At 40.5% G+C, this 16,984-nt stretch carries 15 protein-coding genes; 2 read left to right on the top strand and 13 right to left on the bottom strand.

Annotated features, from left to right (window positions below; genetic code table 11):
* The first annotated feature begins 247 nt into the window (after nucleotides 1–247).
* The gene (locus tag WSC_RS0114220) at nucleotides 248–1,297 is read left to right on the top strand and encodes a glycoside hydrolase family 43 protein (RefSeq protein ID WP_016956612.1); all 1,050 of its coding nucleotides are present in this window, start codon (nucleotides 248–250) and stop codon (nucleotides 1,295–1,297) included.
* 244 nt (nucleotides 1,298–1,541) lie between these two features.
* Here the strand turns inward: WSC_RS0114220 and WSC_RS0114215 are convergent, their stop codons facing one another.
* The 7 genes from WSC_RS0114215 to WSC_RS0114185 form a co-directional block, all read right to left on the bottom strand.
* Nucleotides 1,542–4,652 (bottom strand): efflux RND transporter permease subunit, encoded by a 3,111-nt coding sequence (locus WSC_RS0114215; protein ID WP_016956611.1) that lies wholly within the window; start codon nucleotides 4,650–4,652, stop codon nucleotides 1,542–1,544.
* Between the two features lie 54 nt (nucleotides 4,653–4,706).
* Entirely contained in the window at nucleotides 4,707–5,714 is a 1,008-nt protein-coding gene (locus WSC_RS0114210) for an efflux RND transporter periplasmic adaptor subunit (RefSeq protein WP_016956610.1), read from the bottom strand.
* A gap of 2 nt (nucleotides 5,715–5,716) precedes the next feature.
* Nucleotides 5,717–6,970, bottom strand: a complete 1,254-nt coding sequence (locus WSC_RS0114205) for a TolC family protein (RefSeq protein ID WP_040394698.1) — start codon at nucleotides 6,968–6,970, stop codon at nucleotides 5,717–5,719.
* Between the two features lie 131 nt (nucleotides 6,971–7,101).
* The gene (locus tag WSC_RS0114200; RefSeq protein ID WP_016956608.1) at nucleotides 7,102–7,473 is read right to left on the bottom strand and encodes a hypothetical protein; all 372 of its coding nucleotides are present in this window, start codon (nucleotides 7,471–7,473) and stop codon (nucleotides 7,102–7,104) included.
* A 42-nt stretch (nucleotides 7,474–7,515) separates the two neighbouring features.
* Nucleotides 7,516–8,418 (bottom strand): cation diffusion facilitator family transporter, encoded by a 903-nt coding sequence (locus WSC_RS0114195; RefSeq protein WP_016956607.1) that lies wholly within the window; start codon nucleotides 8,416–8,418, stop codon nucleotides 7,516–7,518.
* On the bottom strand, nucleotides 8,411–9,139 hold the full coding sequence (locus tag WSC_RS0114190) for a transglutaminase-like domain-containing protein (RefSeq protein ID WP_016956606.1): 729 nt from the start codon (nucleotides 9,137–9,139) through the stop codon (nucleotides 8,411–8,413). Before WSC_RS0114190 ends, WSC_RS0114195 begins: the two co-directional genes overlap by 8 nt.
* 12 nt (nucleotides 9,140–9,151) lie before the next feature.
* On the bottom strand, nucleotides 9,152–9,808 hold the full coding sequence (locus WSC_RS0114185; RefSeq protein WP_016956605.1) for a cation efflux transmembrane domain-containing protein: 657 nt from the start codon (nucleotides 9,806–9,808) through the stop codon (nucleotides 9,152–9,154).
* A gap of 80 nt (nucleotides 9,809–9,888) precedes the next feature.
* On the opposite strand from WSC_RS0114185, the gene cadR reads away from it, so the two are divergent.
* The gene (gene cadR / locus WSC_RS0114180; protein ID WP_016956604.1) at nucleotides 9,889–10,293 is read left to right on the top strand and encodes a Cd(II)/Pb(II)-responsive transcriptional regulator; all 405 of its coding nucleotides are present in this window, start codon (nucleotides 9,889–9,891) and stop codon (nucleotides 10,291–10,293) included.
* Nucleotides 10,294–10,540: 247 nt separating this feature from the next.
* Here the strand turns inward: cadR and WSC_RS0114175 are convergent, their stop codons facing one another.
* The 6 genes from WSC_RS0114175 to WSC_RS24280 all read right to left on the bottom strand — a co-directional run.
* Nucleotides 10,541–11,161, bottom strand: coding sequence for an START domain-containing protein (locus WSC_RS0114175; protein WP_016956603.1), 621 nt, complete (start codon nucleotides 11,159–11,161; stop codon nucleotides 10,541–10,543).
* The gene (locus WSC_RS0114170; RefSeq protein WP_016956602.1) at nucleotides 11,162–11,980 is read right to left on the bottom strand and encodes a DUF6999 family protein; all 819 of its coding nucleotides are present in this window, start codon (nucleotides 11,978–11,980) and stop codon (nucleotides 11,162–11,164) included.
* Nucleotides 11,973–12,656 carry an iron-containing redox enzyme family protein gene (locus WSC_RS0114165; RefSeq protein WP_016956601.1) on the bottom strand — a complete coding sequence of 228 codons (684 nt, stop codon included), beginning with the start codon at nucleotides 12,654–12,656 and terminating at the stop codon, nucleotides 11,973–11,975. The genes WSC_RS0114170 and WSC_RS0114165 overlap by 8 nt, the downstream gene beginning before the upstream one ends.
* 27 nt (nucleotides 12,657–12,683) lie before the next feature.
* Entirely contained in the window at nucleotides 12,684–13,796 is a 1,113-nt protein-coding gene (locus WSC_RS0114160) for a beta-ketoacyl-ACP synthase III (protein ID WP_016956600.1), read from the bottom strand.
* Nucleotides 13,797–14,357, bottom strand: a complete 561-nt coding sequence (locus tag WSC_RS0114155; protein ID WP_040394696.1) for a hypothetical protein — start codon at nucleotides 14,355–14,357, stop codon at nucleotides 13,797–13,799. It lies immediately after the preceding gene.
* A 336-nt stretch (nucleotides 14,358–14,693) separates the two neighbouring features.
* Nucleotides 14,694–16,984 (bottom strand): LamG-like jellyroll fold domain-containing protein (locus tag WSC_RS24280; RefSeq protein ID WP_016956598.1); only part of this gene is annotated, 2,291 nt, incomplete at its 5' end.

Below are 16,984 nucleotides of genomic sequence, written 5' to 3'. Positions count from 1 at the left end.
GTTTTAGTGTCTTGTGGTTGTGAACAACCACAAATTAGTACAGCTAGAGTGATGGCCAGCTTTTTTATTCGACAAAGTTTCATGTACATCCTAGAAAGTGTGAGTAATTTAGTTATCTATCTAAGACGTTTTTTTGATTTAAAACCGTAAAATAGTCTTGTTATACAATTGATTTAATAATCTTTTTTTGTGGTTTTGCTGGAGTAATTCGTTATTTACGAGTTAAACATAACATTGAGGAAGTAACATGAAGCAAAAAAAATTACCCTATCTAGGCTTATTGTTAATAAGCTTGGCATTTCAATTTGGCTGTAAATCTGTTGATGTGCAAACAAATGTAAATCAGCCACAAACAAAGTACTTAAACCCTTTAGTGAAACAAAGAGCAGATCCTTGGGTATTTAAAGATGATAACACTGGCAGTTATTATTTTATTGCCACAGTACCAGAGTTTGATCGCATAGTTATGCGCAGTGCATCTAGCATTAATGGTTTGAACAGCGCTGAAGAAAAGGTGATATGGTCTAAACATACACAGGGCGCTATGGGCGCACATATCTGGGCACCTGAATTACACAGAATAGATGGCAAGTGGTATGTTTATTTTGCAGCTGGTGATGCAGAAAATATATGGAATATCCGCATGTATGCGCTGTCGAATGCGGCAGATAACCCGTTAACCGGCAATTGGGTAGAAGAGGGGCGTGTTGACTCTGGCTGGGAAAGTTTTTCGCTAGATGCGACTAGTTTTGAACATTTAGGCAAACGCTATATGATTTGGGCGCAGAGCCCACCAGACGACAGCTTCCGTGGCACAGCTCTGTGGATGGCTGAAATGACTAGCCCAACCAGCATAGATACAAGTAATGTTATTGCTATCACTAAACCAACACTTGCATGGGAAACCGTCACTTATAATGTTAATGAAGGCGCGGCTGTAATTATTCGCAACGGCAAAGTATTTGTCACCTATTCAGCAAGTGCAACTGATCATAATTATGCTATGGGGTTATTATGGGCGGATGCTAACGCCGATTTAATGGATGCTAATTCATGGCATAAATCACCAACGCCAGTATTTTACACCAATGAAGATGTGCAACGTTATGGCCCAGGACACAACAGCTTCACTGTTGCTGAAGACGGCAAAACGGATTTGTTAATTTATCACGCGCGCGATTATTTAGAATTAATCGGCAATCCATTAACAGACCCAAATAGGCACACTAGAGTTAGAGCCTTTAGTTGGGATGTAAAGGGTTTCCCTGATTTTGCGCAAGATGTAGGAGAGGAATAAAGTATCATACTGTCCTAACTCATTTCTGGACAGAAACAATTTAGAGCCGAAGGAAGGATCTGTGTCAATCGCGGATGCTCAAGAATGTTTCATTCCTGTGTCTGCTACTACTTTATAACCAAACAAAATCAACACGCTGATAGTATATTTAGTGTGACCATTTAAATTGTTAAAAACCAGATTTGTACACCAAGATTTTTGAATAGGCTTCTATGTATAACGCTAGAAGCCTACCTAGGCAATTTTAAGATTTCATTTTGTTGTAAGCAAGCCGATATAGCACAGGCAAAACAATTAAAGTAAGTAAAGTTGAGGAAATAATTCCCCCAATAACCACAGTTGCCAATGGCCTCTGAACTTCAGCTCCAGTTCCGACGTTTAGTGCCATAGGGATGAAACCTAAACTGGCAACCAAAGCGGTCATTAATACAGGGCGAAGCCTGATGGTTGCACCTTCGATGATTGAGTTTATTAACTCTCCTGTTTCAAGTAATCGCTGTTTAATGAATGACAGCATCACCAGTCCATTTAATACAGCTATACCTGAAAGGGCGATAAATCCAACAGCAGCAGAAATTGAAAGAGGCATGTCTCTTAACCACAAAGCCAATACACCACCCGTTAGTGCTAGGGGCACACCGCTAAATATGATTAGTGCATCTTTTATTGAACTAAACGCTATTACGAGCAGTGTCAAAATAACAAACAATGTGGCAGGAACTACGATAGATAATCTTTGAGTTGCACTCTCAAGTTGTTCAAATGTTCCACCGTACTCAAGCCAATAACCAGCAGGCAATTCAACATTTTGTCGAATTTTTTGCTGTGCTTCTAGTACGAATGAGCCTAAATCTCTATTTCGAACATTGGCGGTGACAACAATTCGTCGTTTACCATTTTCGCGGCTGATTTGACTTGGAACCGTTGTATAATTTAGCTCTGCAACCTCCCTTACAGGTACAAAATCACCACTTTCTGTCGTGATTGGCAAATTACCTAGCTGATCTAGGTTTGTTCGCAACAGCTCTGGGTATCTAACTACAATTTCAAATCGACGATCACCTTCGAATATTAACCCTGTGTTTTCACCTGACACCACAGTTTTTAACCAAGATTGTAAGTCGCTAACATCTAGCCCATATAGAGCTAATGCTTCAGGCTTGGGATTCACAGTAAAAATAGGCACGTCATCAACTTGTTCAAGTCTTGCATCAGCAACACCTGAAATTGTATTGAGTGTAGCCAAAATTTCTTGTGCAGAGCTGACAAGTTGGGATAAATCATCACCGCAGAGCTTAATCCCCAAATCAGCTCTGACTCCGCTAATTAATTCGTTAAATCGCATCTGAATTGGTTGAGTAAACTCATAATTATTGCCGGGAATAGAGCTGAGATCTTTTTCTAGCCTTTCAACAAAATCCGCTTTCGTTAAATTAGGGGCGGGCCATTGCTCTCTGGGCTTTAGTATCAAAAAAGTATCAGTCACATTTGGCGGCATTGCATCCGTCGCCACTTCTGCTGTGCCTGTCTTAGAAAAAACAGTGAGGACTTCATTATATTTCATAATGTGTTGTTCAAGTACCTTCTGCATTTCTACAGCTTGGTCAATCCCTGTACCCGGAATACGCATAGCATGTAATGCAATGTCACCTTCATTCAGTTGTGGAACAAACTCAGAACCTAATTTACTACCAAGGAATATGCTAAGTGTTACAAGTAAAGCTGCGCCACAAACGACTAGCCAACGCAGTTTTAAAGCCCACTTTAAAACCGGACGATATATTGATTTTGCACCGACAATGATCGGACTTTCTTTTTCGCTGATTTTGCCTTTCAAGAATAAGGCAACCGCAGCGGGGACGATTGTGAAAGTAAATACCATTGCTGACAATAGGGCGATGATTACTGTTGCAGCCATCGGATGAAACATTTTGCCTTCAACGCCCGACAAGCTAAACAAAGGCACATAGACAATCGTGATGATCAATACGCCAAAAACACTAGGTCGTATTACCTCATTGGTTGCAGTATAAACAATATCTAGACGTTCTTTGAGGGAAATGACTGAACCATTTCGTTTTTGGCTTTCTGCTAACCGTCGAATGCAGTTCTCAACAATGATTACCGCTCCATCGACAATTAATCCAAAATCCAAGGCTCCCAAACTCATTAAATTCGCCGAGACTTTGCTTTGAACCATGCCCGTGATTGTTGCCAACATTGCCAGTGGAATGACTGCGGCGGTAATCAAAGCGGCTCGTATATTACCCAGCAATAGGAACAATACGAAGATAACCAGTAATGCGCCTTCAATGAGATTTTTTTGTACGGTACTAATTGCTTTATCAACTAGAGTTGTCCTGTCATACAAGGGAACTATAGACACTCCTTGAGGTAAGCTATTTTGAATTTCACTAAGCTTTTCACCTACAGCTAATGCCACTGAGCGTGAGTTTTCACCTACCAGCATCATTGCTGTTCCAATTACACTTTCCTTGCCTTCCTGTGATGCAGCACCAGTTCTTAGCTCTTTTCCTATCGCAACTTCGGCGACATCTTTTACTTTTACAAGTGTGCCGTCATCGCTTTTAATAATGACGTTTTGGATGTCTTGAATAGTTTGCAATTGAGCTTGTGAACGAACAAGAATTTGCTGTCCGCTTCTTTCTACAAAACCCGCTCCTTGATTTGCGTTATTTCGCATTACTGCATGTGATAGGGCTTCATTGGTAATACCGTAGTGCAACATCTTTAACGGATCAGGATTAATATGGTATTGCTTTTTATAGCCACCAATTGCATTTATTTCTGTGATCCCTTTAACCAATGCAAGTTGTGGTTTCACAACCCAGTCATGGATCTCCCTTAACGCCATCGCATCATAGGGTAAGCCATTCTTTTGCTTGGCACTTTCGTCGGCAGTTATACTGTACATGTATATTTCACCTAGGCCCGTCGCAATTGGCCCCATTTCTGGTTCAATGCCCAAGGGTAGTTGCTCCTTAATTGCGCTAAGCCGTTCATTGATTAAGTTTCTGGCAAAATACAGATCAGTGCCTTCTTCGAACACAACAGTCACTTGCGACAGACCATATCGAGAAAGTGAACGGGTATAATCCAGCTTAGGCAAACCGGCCAACCCCGTTTCGACGATAAACGTGATCCGTTGCTCTGTTTCCAAAGGTGAATAACCTTGAGCTTGCGTGTTTATTTGTACCTGTACATTGGTTATATCTGGCACAGCATCAATAGGTAGCTTTTGATAATTCCACATTCCTAAAGCAATGATAAACAAAGCCATGAGCAACATAGTGCCACGTCTACGGATAGATAATTCTAGTATCCAGGCGATCATATTTTCACCTCGATAATATTGAAGCCAATATGAGGTGAATAAAAAGCGCGGAGGTTAGTGTTCATGTCCAGCCTCCGATTTTTTTAGATCAGCAACTAGCAGATAGCTGTTCTTTACAACCACACTTTCACCGACGTTTAAACCCTCGATGATCGCTATATTGATAGCGTCTGAAGCGCCAGTTTTGACTGGGTTAGGATGGTATTCATTGCCCTCTTTAATAAAAACAACATCATTGCCTTCAAACTCTTGAATGGCTTCTTTTGGCACAACAACTGGAGCAGAGTGTTGATTGGTTGTAACCGCCCCTTTAATTGAAGCGCCAAGTGGCCAGTTGTTCGTTTTGTTATTTAACTTTACAAATGCCAACGAATAAGGCTTGTTGTTTAGAGATGGCGTTAAATAGCTAATTTGCCCACTTTGATTAAATTCAGTGCTTTGGATTAGAACCTGTTGCTTGTCGCTAATTTTGCTAAGCTGGTTCGGAAATACCGACAGTTGTGCCCAAACGACATCAAAGTTAGCTATTGTCAGCAAGTTTGCCCCATTTGTCAGTTCGCCAATATTTGCTTGCCTAGCGACTACACGTCCAGACATTGGTGCTTTTATCGAATATTGATTTAGGCTCTCATTCGATTCAATCATGACGAGGATTTCGCCTTTTTTAACTTCATCGCCGATATTGGCTTTGATTTCCTTAATAACACCAGGGAACCTCGCGTTGACATGCGCAAGTGAGGCTGGGTTGGCAACTATTTTCCCGTATAAAATTTCTTCATCACGAATAACTCCGTTAGTAACAATGGCAGTTTCAATACCATTTTGTTTCGCCATTTCAGCAGACATGGTTACAAACTCATCCGCGTGCTCGTCTCCATGCTTTTCGTCTCTGCCTTGGTGACTATGTTCTTCATGCTCGTGGTCATGTTCATCGTGCTGTTCGTTGTTTTTTCCATGTTCATGGGGTTCACTAGCTTGAGTCGAGATGGTGGTCAAACCAATCACAACAAGCATTAATTTGAAAAGGCTGATTGGTGAATTTAATATTTTTTTCTTTTTCATGATTAATTCTCGCTAAAGCTTGAAAGTTGGCTTGCTGTATTACTGGAAGAAATTAAAGGAATGCCTGATAGTGTCACAATGGCCACACTTTGCTTATGTACATCACTTGCTGCGAAAATAAGTGCGTATTGCATATCAATAAGCTCTTTTTGCACTGAAACTAACTCCAAATAACTAAAGCGCCCGTCTGAATAGGCTTTTTGCACTAACGCCAACGCCTCTTCTTGCGGTGGAATAATATTGGTTTGTAATGCTTCAACCGTAAGACGAGCTTCTTCCTGCGCTGCATAGAACATAGCTAATTGACTATATAGCACTCGTTCTGCAGCTTTCTGTTGCTGTTCCACTTCGCTCAATTTTGCTTTTTGGGATTGATAGTTTCCCCTATTTCTATCACTCGTGAATAGAGGGACGCTAACCCCTGCAACCAAGGCTGTGTCGTTGCTACCTTCAAGCCTTTTTATACCTGCGCTCCAAGTTATATTGGCCTTGCCTTGTGTGTTGATTAATTGCACTTGAGCCTGTTGAACTCTCGACTGCTGTGCATAGGCCAACAAATGAGGGCTTTGAGAAAGTTGAGTCATAATGTATTCAAGCGATATTGTTTTAGGGAATGCAAATAAATCGCCTGATACCCTAGAAAATTTCGGTGATTGCTCTCCCCACATAATAGCTAACTTACGAACACTGGCATCTAATTGCTTGGAAATGGTTAGTGTCTTTAATCTAGCTGTTGCCAGAGCTGCTTCAGCTCGTTTTTGCTCTGATGACGGTGCTGAACCAATGCGGACTTTTTTGGAGACAGTTTGGTAGGTTTCTCGTGCTAACTTTTCTGCATTTTCATTAACACGCATGACTTGCTGTAAGGTCAAAACATCGATATATCGGGTTGTTACCTCACCCAAAATATCGAGTGTTTGTATTCTTTCTTCAACTGCAATAGCTTGCTTTTGCGCGTTAACATAAAACTTTCTGCTATTTACCTTATCGCCCAGCTCTACAACAGAAGATATCGACAAGGTTAATTCAGCGTCGCTAAGTCCAGATACATCGCCAGTACCTGCAAAGTTTTCCAATTCAACACCGAAGTTATATTCAGGTTTTAGCTCTGCGGTGACTAATTCGCCGTCTAAACGCTTTTGTTTATATTCAAACGCTGTTAACTGTGGGTTATTTGCAAGCGTTCGTTGTATCGCATCTGATAATGAAACTGATTCAAGGTATAAATCATTAGCAAAAGCGATATTAGTTGTCACAATAAATGACAATACAGACAACCGTATTGTTTTTTTCAAAACATTCACGGTAGCCTTAAAATAAGACCAATTCATATTTTGTCCTGTTTATTTTTATAAAACGAGCGAAGGCTGATTGCCTATCGCGCCAATTAAATAAAAGGACTTATTTTGGGAGGGCGAAGTAGTTGAGAAACTGGGGCTTCAATAACTATCTTCAAGTAGTCAAAGAAATGGTTTATTTTAAAGTGCAAGTTTTTACTAATGTAGATTAGCGCGGCAAATTGTACATGTGAACCATTGCAGTGTCCGCAATGATGGCAATCAGCATGGTTATGCTGGCCATTCTCATCGGTTTGTGTCGATTGTGCAGAGACAGGGTGGTCATCTAAAGCATGAATATGCTGGGTTTTTATGTGTTCAGAATCAAAAACATGAATATCCGCAAGTTTAGCCACAGCAGAAAATGACTGAAGTAATATCAGTAAAATCATAATGTGTGCAGGAAGTCGGTTAATATTCATTTCGTTTTAATTATCACTTAGTTATGCAAATACTACCACTATCTAATGGCTGGCGTCACGACATTGCTCATCTAGAAACTCAATTTCAAGTGTAGTATGAGCAAAATCAAACTCTTTAAGTTCATGCCGTAACTCTAGCTTGTACGCTTTCAGTTCTTCATTTGATATTTCTGTATTTAAAACAATATGAGCGGTTAAAACATTGTTTTCACCATCTAATGACCAAATATGCAGGTGATGCACTTCACCGACAATGGCTTTTGATAACACTCGTGATTTTATGCTTTCAATAAGCTCAATATCTGGCGCAGCTTGCAAAAACAGCATAAGAGTCGATTTTAATGTCCTGAGTACATTAAACAATATAAAAAGTGTGAAACAAATCGACAAAATGGGATCAAGTATAGGCCAGTCAACAAACATCAGGATTATCGAAACAACAAATATAGCGACCCAACCTAATACATCTTCAAGCAAGTGCCAGTTTAACACTCGTTCATTGAGTGTTTTTCCGTGACTTAGCTTATAGGCAGCGTAACCATTTACCACCATGCCAAAAATTGCCAATAAAAGCATTCCCTCGACGTGCGGCATTTCAGGGTTGGCGAGTCTTGGTATGGCCTCTATTAATATAAATATGGAACCAACAGTGAGCACTAAACCATTAATCAGGGCGCCAAGTAGTGAAAACCTCTTGTAGCCGTATGAAAATCGGTTAGAAGCAGGTTTGTTACTTAGCTTATTTAAAACCCATGACATACCTATGGAAATACTATCCCCTAAATCATGGATTGCATCAGCCATAATCGCCGTACTATTGGTTAACCAACCACCGATAAACTCGACTATGGTAAATGTTATGTTTAGAAAAAATGCCCAACCAATGCGTCTTGAAGCGCCTTCATCATGGTGAGAGTGATTATGACCGTGAGAGTGGCTATGCATGTTGAACCTCGGCGCTTACATTTTTTCCTCTAAGCCTTTGTACATTCCAATTAATGATATAACGGATAAAGTTTTGGTACGCCCAACGTTTAATCCCAGTTAGATTGGTTCCTTGCTCAGCATAGAATTCATCGGGTGAATCATAAATGCCAAAGTCATCGTGTATGCCTTCCTTTTGGATATAAGTATTTTTTCCTGTCCATTCAGTCTCTGGCTTTGCTAAGCAGGTAGTAGCAATACCATAGCCACAGAAACTCTCTTTTGTTTGACTGAATTTGGATTGAATTGCACTTAAGTAGGCTTCATCAAGAATAAAGCCTTCTAAATCGATCCATTCACCATTAACTAAGACCTCTACCCAACTATGAATAATGTACTTAGGTGCAAGCCAAAATATATAAGCGGGAATAGCACCTTTTTGAAGTTGTTGATCAATCGTAAAACCATGAAATCGGCATTGAATACCAAGTGCCCGTAATAGAGCCATCAACAAGTTTCCCTTAGTATTACACTGCCCATAGCCATCAGCCAAAACTTCACTTGCGGCTATATCGTCACTGCGGTTGTAACCGAATTGAATCTCGTCTTTAACAAAGGTATAAGCTGCACCAATCTTGTTGTAATCGTCCAAGGTTTGCCAATTACGCTTGGTAATCAATGATTGGATACGGTGATCATCAAAGTCTAATATTTGTGTTTTTTCTAAATAATGGACACTCATTGCCACTCTCCATCAAGAACATGATTTTGATTTGCTCCCGCTACAGCTACTACTTTCGCTTGTTGATTCAACATTGCTAAGTTCTTTCTTCGCATCAGTAATAATTAGATAAGCGCCTCTTAAAATTAACATGGCAATGACACTACCAATTACAATATCAGGCCAACGCGAATCAAGTATCATCACCAGAACACCAGCAGTAATAACCCCCATATTTGCAATTACATCGTTGGCTGAAAATATCCAGCTTGCACGCATATGCACTTCACCATTGTTATGCTTCCTTATTAAAACTAAACAAATGACGTTCGCTATTAATGCGATAAAACCAAAGCCGATCATAAACCAAGAGTGCGGTTCACCTTCTCCGAGTATTCTTCTTGCTATGTCAAAGATAATCAATAAACCAAGCGTTAGCTGAAAATAGCCACTAATAAGAGCAGCATTGGCTTTATGTTTTAATGTTCTACTTACTGCATATAGAGCAATACCATAGACAATTGCATCAGCAAGCATATCCATAGAATCTGCTATCAAGGCTGTCGAATTGGCATATAGACCTACAGTTATCTCAGCGATGAACATAATGGCATTAATGCCGAGCAACCAATACAGCACAGTTTTTTGTTGTGCATCTTTTAATTCAACTTCACAACCACATCCGCTCATAAATCATTCCTAGTAATTTATTTAATAACCTAACTATAAAGTCTATACTTGGTATAGGGTCAAATAAATTTTTTATCATTATGAAGATTGGCGAGATAGCAGATATAACAGGGTGTAGTGTTCAAACCATTCGATTCTATGAGCGCAAAGGTTTACTTGCGCAGCCAAAAAGAACTGAAGGTAATTACCGTATTTACTCGAAAGAGACGCTAGAGCAACTCATCTTCATTAAACAATGTCGAGCCCACGACATGTCAATCCAAGAAATTTCGTATTTGTTAGAAAGCAGAGAAACGCCAGAACAAAGCTGCGACAGTGTAAATGCCATAATTAATGAACACATAGAACAGATTTCGGCAAAAATAGAAGAGTTGAACGCGCTGAAAGCGAGCTTAAATAAAATGGCAAACTCATGTTCGGCAAACCGGAAAATAAAAGATTGCGGTATTTTATCTAATTTAAAACAAGCTAACTTTCCGAAATGAAATATTTGTTATTTATCAATTTATGTAACAATTATGTGGAATTCGTGGCGGCTAGTAGCTAAAAGCAGACATCCATCTTAACGGTAGCCATTGACATAAAAGATCTGCTTTTCGCTCATTTACGACGCTCGACTAAACTCGTAATGGGGCAATTAGTTGCTAGCTCAGCGTTGGACAAAAGCGTGTTATTCATCACTAAACTGCAAGGGTTTCCAATAGTAAATTAAAACCGACAGACACACCTGCATCATTTAGAGCTGTTTTCATTCGAAACGAGCTCTATCAAAGCTTCTAAATCATTTTTCAATTCTTTATGTAACATACCATTAATAAATAATGCAGGTGTTGAGCCTCCAAATTCAGTGTGCATCAAAATCGACAGCAGAGTTTTATTCTCTGTTACAGGAGATAAGGTATATTTCACATTGGACTTCGCTCGAACATAATCACTTTTATGTTCAATCTCAGAAGGAGATATTGTCAAAGTGATAGAATTATCAGCAGGGCTTTCATAGTACGCCGTGTCAAAAACAAAGTCTCGATCATCTATTGGCCAAGGCATGTCCACTACCACATAAACAGTATTTTTATTTGCTGAATCTGACTTCAGCAGTTTGGTAGAGCCACATCTAAGCTGCCATTGCCAGCAGCGATCGCTGGCTGAGAAATAAGGTGATATAGACGATACTGGAGCATTAATTTTAACTTCAGCTTTAACTTGCAAGTAATCAGAACTTTCAAAATGACGAGTGAAAATAGAATAAGCGTCATGTTTGATTTGTTGTTGCCATTCTGATGCAAATACTACTGTTGCATTTAGTGAGAAAATAATTAGCCCTAGCAAAAAACACCGTTTGAATTTAGTCATTTAGGTTTCCGTCCTAATTGTTTCTAATTTCGCATATAGATATTCAGTAAAAAAACCATGCATCAAAAAACGTTGGCCTAAGTTCCATGGACCGACAAGATACTGGGGATATTTATTATAAGCGTATTCAACTATTTCTGGTTCGCCAATAATCTTGCCGATTCTAATCGCAATGGATTGGTCTAAGTTAAAGCCGTTGATGGCATCACGATATTCTTCTTTCGTTAGCAATAAACAAAACAAACACATAAATAGGGCATGAGACGTTTCAAAATCGAACACTTGAGTCTTACGTTTATTGATATCGAACTGGTCCATATCAATAGTTCGCCACGCTTGCCATTTAAGTTGTTCCGGTGTTAAAGGCTGACCATTGTTTTCAAGGTGGATAAAACAATCAAACAACTCTTGATCGTGTTTTACAAACGAGTCTTTCAGCATGTCATTGATAGACTTAGGATATAACTCGAGTCTAGCGTGTTGGTTGGAATTCTCGGCCATAAAATTAAGAATGTTTGACTCGGTAGAAAAATGCCTGAGGATCAGCAAATTGGCCTCTGGAGAGACAAAATGAGTGCAAAACCAACAAATGGTTTTTTGTAAAAAGTCATGGGCACTGAATTGTGGCAAGGGCAACCGTTTTAAAAACCACACAATGTGAAGCAGAATGGCAAATACAAACTGCAACAAAGGTCTTATCGTCCAACGAAAAGGATTATCCAAATCTTTTAGCCATAACTTAACCGCAGCTTGCTCTAGCGGCAGGGAAGAGTCTTTACTTATCGCCTGTAAATAAGGGCTGAATTTTGATTTAGACATTGTCCACTTCCTCCAGTTGTAAGGCGTATAAACGAGCTACCACCTTGGCGGTTTTTTCTATTTTGGCAATGACATGTTCGTTGGTCGCGACACGATCGATCAGCTGATATAACTCTTCAATATGGTGTTCGTCGTTTTCACCATGGTATTTCATAAATTTAGCCATGCTCGGTTCTGCACCAAATTGTTCGTCAACGAGACTAGCCCACTTGGCAGCCATTTTGTTGCCAAGTCCTTCGACTATCCACATTGCACCAATTAAGTCTACTGGATTAGGCTGAGACGCACGGTACATCAAAAATCCATGCAAGGCTTCTGAGCCTATGTTTTTTTCTGCTGTCTGGATGTCTTCTAACTGACCGCCAGCGCTGACGTAGTCTTTTTCTAACATCAAATAGTCTTTGTGTTCGTCTTTAGCGTGATGAATAACTGATGAACGGATGTCGCTGTGGTCACGGTCAAAACTAGACGCGCAGCGCGTGATCCATCTCGAACCTTCGATGACCTGCTGGCGCAGGTTTAACAATAGCTTTTGATAATCCGTTTGGCTTAATTTACCGTGTTCTAGTCGTTTAATGATGCCCACTTTTGATAAGGCTAGATCAAACTCAAACCAAACCTTGAGTAATTTCTGCAAACAAGTTTGGCCGCTGGGGGTTAATACGTGTTGTTTCATTTAGTTTTTCCCAGTTAGTTTTCGCTGTTACTTTTCAACAACGGTTAAATGCATGTAAGCACAGTTAAAACGGCCGCTTTCGGGCACCATACAAAAAATAGTGTCACCGGCTTGGTAACTTTGCGTCTTTAAAAATTCGTCCAACATGATAAAGAACGACGCACAACCGGTATTACCTCGTTCATATAAATTGGTGTACCACCTGTCTTCAGGGATCATGCAATTAGCCATGTTCAGCAATTCAAATATCTTAGATTTGAAATATTTAGATGAATAATGACACAGCACATGATCGATAGAGTTTGCCGACAGCTGTTGCTCGTCTAAAACTTTGAGGTAACCTTGCACACCAACGTTGACGATATTGTCGAGTAGCCGAACATCCTGTCTTAACAACAGGGCGCCGTCTTTTTCAGCATCACTATAGGTAGGATAGTCTTGCCACGTTTTATCGCCGCCTTGTTTTGGTGTCCCCACACTCATGCAAGTCGGATAGACATCGGCATGTGAGTAACTTTTGATCCAGTCAATTCGTAAGCTAGTGCCGGTTGTCGCCGGCGTGTCCTCTAACATTAAGGCGCCTGCACCATCTGACAACATCCAGCGCAAAAACTCGGCGTTAAAGTCGACTTCTTGATGTTCTAATGCTTCATAGCGTGTGTGTTTAAACAGTCTGGAAGCCAGTTCACTGGCAATGACTAAGGCGTTGTTATTACAACCGGCTTTGATACTGGTGAATGCGGCTTTAAGCGCCATCATGCTACTTGAGCAGATACCGTGACTGGTGTGCAGTTCGACCCCAGAAAGGTCGAGTTCTGCCTGCACCATGCTGCCAAATCCGGGCAGTACTAAGTCTCCTTGGCTGGTGGCACAGCTAAGCATTTGAATAGCATTTTTAGCTACTGAGCTATTATCGATACATTCATTGCCTGCTAAAGCCGCCATGGCTGAATTTGAGATAGTGGTTTGTTGCTGTTCATTGATAGCGTAATGACGAGTCTTAATGCCGTTGGACTGCAGTATTTTGTTTTTTAATCGACTTGGTTTACCGTTGATCAAACCCAATACCTGCTCGATTTGCTCATTGGTGATAGCCGGTCCAGGTAAATGATTACCTGTACTCGTAATATATACGTCCAATTACCTTTCCTTTTTTAAATGCACGTTTAAACAGCGAATGTTTTCTTCTATGTATGGGAATACACAGGCCACAGCCATAAACGATAAATAAATGGGGATAAACATCTCGCCACCATGGGGATCCTCAATAAGTTTGAGTTCCATGTTGTTTTGCCAGTTTAGCGTGATCAGGTTTTCAAACTGCTGCCAATTGATGATGACTATGGTTGCTAACATATAGGTAGGTAGTGAACCCAAATAAGTATGTGCGTGCATTTCCCAGATAGAGATCTCTCGTCGAGGTGAGGCGTAATGTACATCCCAGTGCGCAACAAGTTCGTGGCAAAGCCAGGTGATAAAACAAATAATTAAGATAAGGACATTAACTTCAAAAATAAGACAGAGCGCAATAGGGATGGCCATCTGCACTCCCATTATTGAATGCATAATGGACTCTTTGAGGCCCGAAGTTTGTTCGATGCGGGTAGCTCGGTGACAACACCAATCAACAAAACCAGCGATGCCCCAAAGTGGTAAGAACAAAAATAGCAGGGCGTTTATGAGTAAGTCTGCGGTTTCCAATTCCAATGATTCCTTGTCGTTTTAGAAAGTAGGCTGTCAGGTTGAGAAAGTTATGTCTATAGGTTTCCGTATTTAACTTTAATTGGGGACATTATCTGGAAACCATTTATCATTATGTAAATCGTGCTCTTTTCCGAATGGGATATTTTTAACAAATTTGACAACTACTTGCCAGTGTAATTAAAAATTTATGGTGTTAATTTTTAAGAAAAATTTTCTAGATTGTTTTGGGCATAAACATTTTAGAAATGGCAGCATACCTATGTGATTGCTGCAGACTAACACGACTGAAAAAGCCCAGACAAGTTTGTGTCTGGGCTTGGGTTTAGAGGATATTTATTGGCTATAGATAGCCTGTATTTCACTTTCGGATAACGCATAATTGTATAGGCGCAGATCATCTATACTACCGTTAAAGAAGTTGGCGGTATGGTCCTGACCTCGGCCAATAAAGTTTGCGACAGGGCTTATGTCTTGCAGTTTTATACTCATGTTACTGGTTTCAGCCATTAACATAGTATCTTGATAGATTTTTACCTTACCATCAGCAAACACAATGGTTAAGTGAACCCATTGGCCTGTGTTAATCAGAGCTGAGTCTAGGGTTTGTACTTGTCCAGCATGCGCAACTTTTAACTGCATAGGGCCAGCAGCTGATTTTGGTGTTAATGAAATGCTGTCGCTTGCTTCATTACCAAAGTCAAAAATGCGTTGTTCAGCTTCGCCGCCGTTCCATTTAACCCAAGTTGCAATGGTTAGTTGATCGTGGTTTGCAATTCCAGCAGGTAATTGAATAAATTGGCTTGAGCCATTTAGTTTTACTGCGTAGTCGCCTTCAATTGCAGCACCGTACACTAGGTCGCCAGATACAGCGGCAGCAAATTTATTTGGGCTATTATCGGCAGCATTTTGCTCAAATGAAAAGTGCGCTAATAATGTATCGTCACCTGTTGCCCCGGCGCTGGTTACATCGGATAAATCAGAGTAGTTTAAGCTTTTGTCTTCTGCTCGTAATTTATAAAAATAACTTGTGCCAGCATTTATATGGTGATCAACAAAAGTATTGTCGACAATATTTCGCGCAATCGTTTCATATTGACCATCTGCTGCAGTTGAACGCAGTAGCGTATAACCTGCTAGATCTAGTTCACTGTTATCATCCCAGCTTAGCTGAATCGATTCTGCTTGGGCACTAGCTTGTAAATTGACAGGTTTTGCCGGTGCTACCAACTCAACCTGTGCGTCTTCAGGGATAAAGCGCCATAGCTGTTTGTCTTCGCCGCTTGGTATACCTTGCTGCGCATTGCTACCAGCTGTTTCAATACAATATGCACTGTAGCGGCTACAAATAGAAAACCAACCATTGCCTTCATATTGCAAAAACCATTGCTGATTAATTCCGTTTAAAAAGTCCCATTGGCGGATATCACCACCGGCATCTAGATTCCAATTAAAAATGTCTGGCGACTTGCCACTTTCGGCATTGACTAAAGTGTAATAGATGTTATCGCCACCTACATCAACGGCTAACTTGGCCACATCCCATAATTGTAGCTGGTGGTTGTTATCATCAGCGGTTTGAAAATTCGCGGCATTGTCACTGCTGGCCATTTCTAGTAGCTGTAAATTGTCTTTGTTGACTATTTTATAGCGGCCAGAAATAACCGGGCGAATATCATCCCCCCATTCAATATCGACACTTGTTTCAGCATTCGGTTGGTTAACCCAATAACCGTTGCCACCAGGCACAGTAATAGTGTATTCATGTAACGGCCCGTGCCCGTCGAAAAACACAGGTTTATCTTTAACAACAACACGAAATTGCGTAGTTGTTGCTTGTCGCTCTGAACCACTTGCAAATGCTTGAATTTTGCCAGTTGGTGCACGGTAAACTGACGCAGCTGTCCATCGCTCTCTAAATTCAGCATAACCTAAGCGCTTGCCATCACTGGCTTGCACAAATTGTCCTCGGGTATATTCCGCAGGTCCCCAGAAAATGCCAGTATCAATACCATATTCAACACCCACCATAGCTTCCATTATATTGTGCAGTTCATCATTCATGGCTTTGCGGCCGTCAGCTGTCACTTGTTGAAAGAAGCCAGCATAATTGTCGAATGAACCCGCAAGTTGGTGGGTATTGCCGTAGTCGAGTTGGTCTTTTAACACGTTATACCAAGGCAATGCTTCATCATTGTTGAGGGTATTACCGCCAATGATAGCGACATTAGCAAATTCAGGATCGTTTCTTAAAGCTGTCGCTATCGCTAAGAAGTCTTGTTTGTTACCTTGATGAGTTGAATAGTCCGGTTCATTAAATGGGGCAATACCAATAACATTATGGCCTCTAGACTCAATATAGTTTTTGGTTGCTTTAAGCAGCTCAAGCCAGTTTTGAACATTTGCCGAGCCATCGGCATTTTTATATGAATCATCCACTGTTGGTGGATCTGCATTGATAACAACATCAACAGTTGCGCTAACTAAATCAGCAATATCAACTCGTAATTCAGTCCAACCTAACATATCGTCGGTTGTATCCGGCAGATCAGTAAGTGTCCCTGCTGATATAGCTTCAGTTGGGCGGAAAGATACTCGCACAACATCTACTTGTTCTTTGCCCATAA

The sequence above is a fragment of the Catenovulum agarivorans YM01 genome (genome assembly GCF_000281085.1).
GTDB classification, from domain to species: Bacteria; Pseudomonadota; Gammaproteobacteria; order Enterobacterales; family Alteromonadaceae; genus Catenovulum; species Catenovulum agarivorans.
This window is presented reverse-complemented; position numbering and strand designations above follow the sequence as displayed.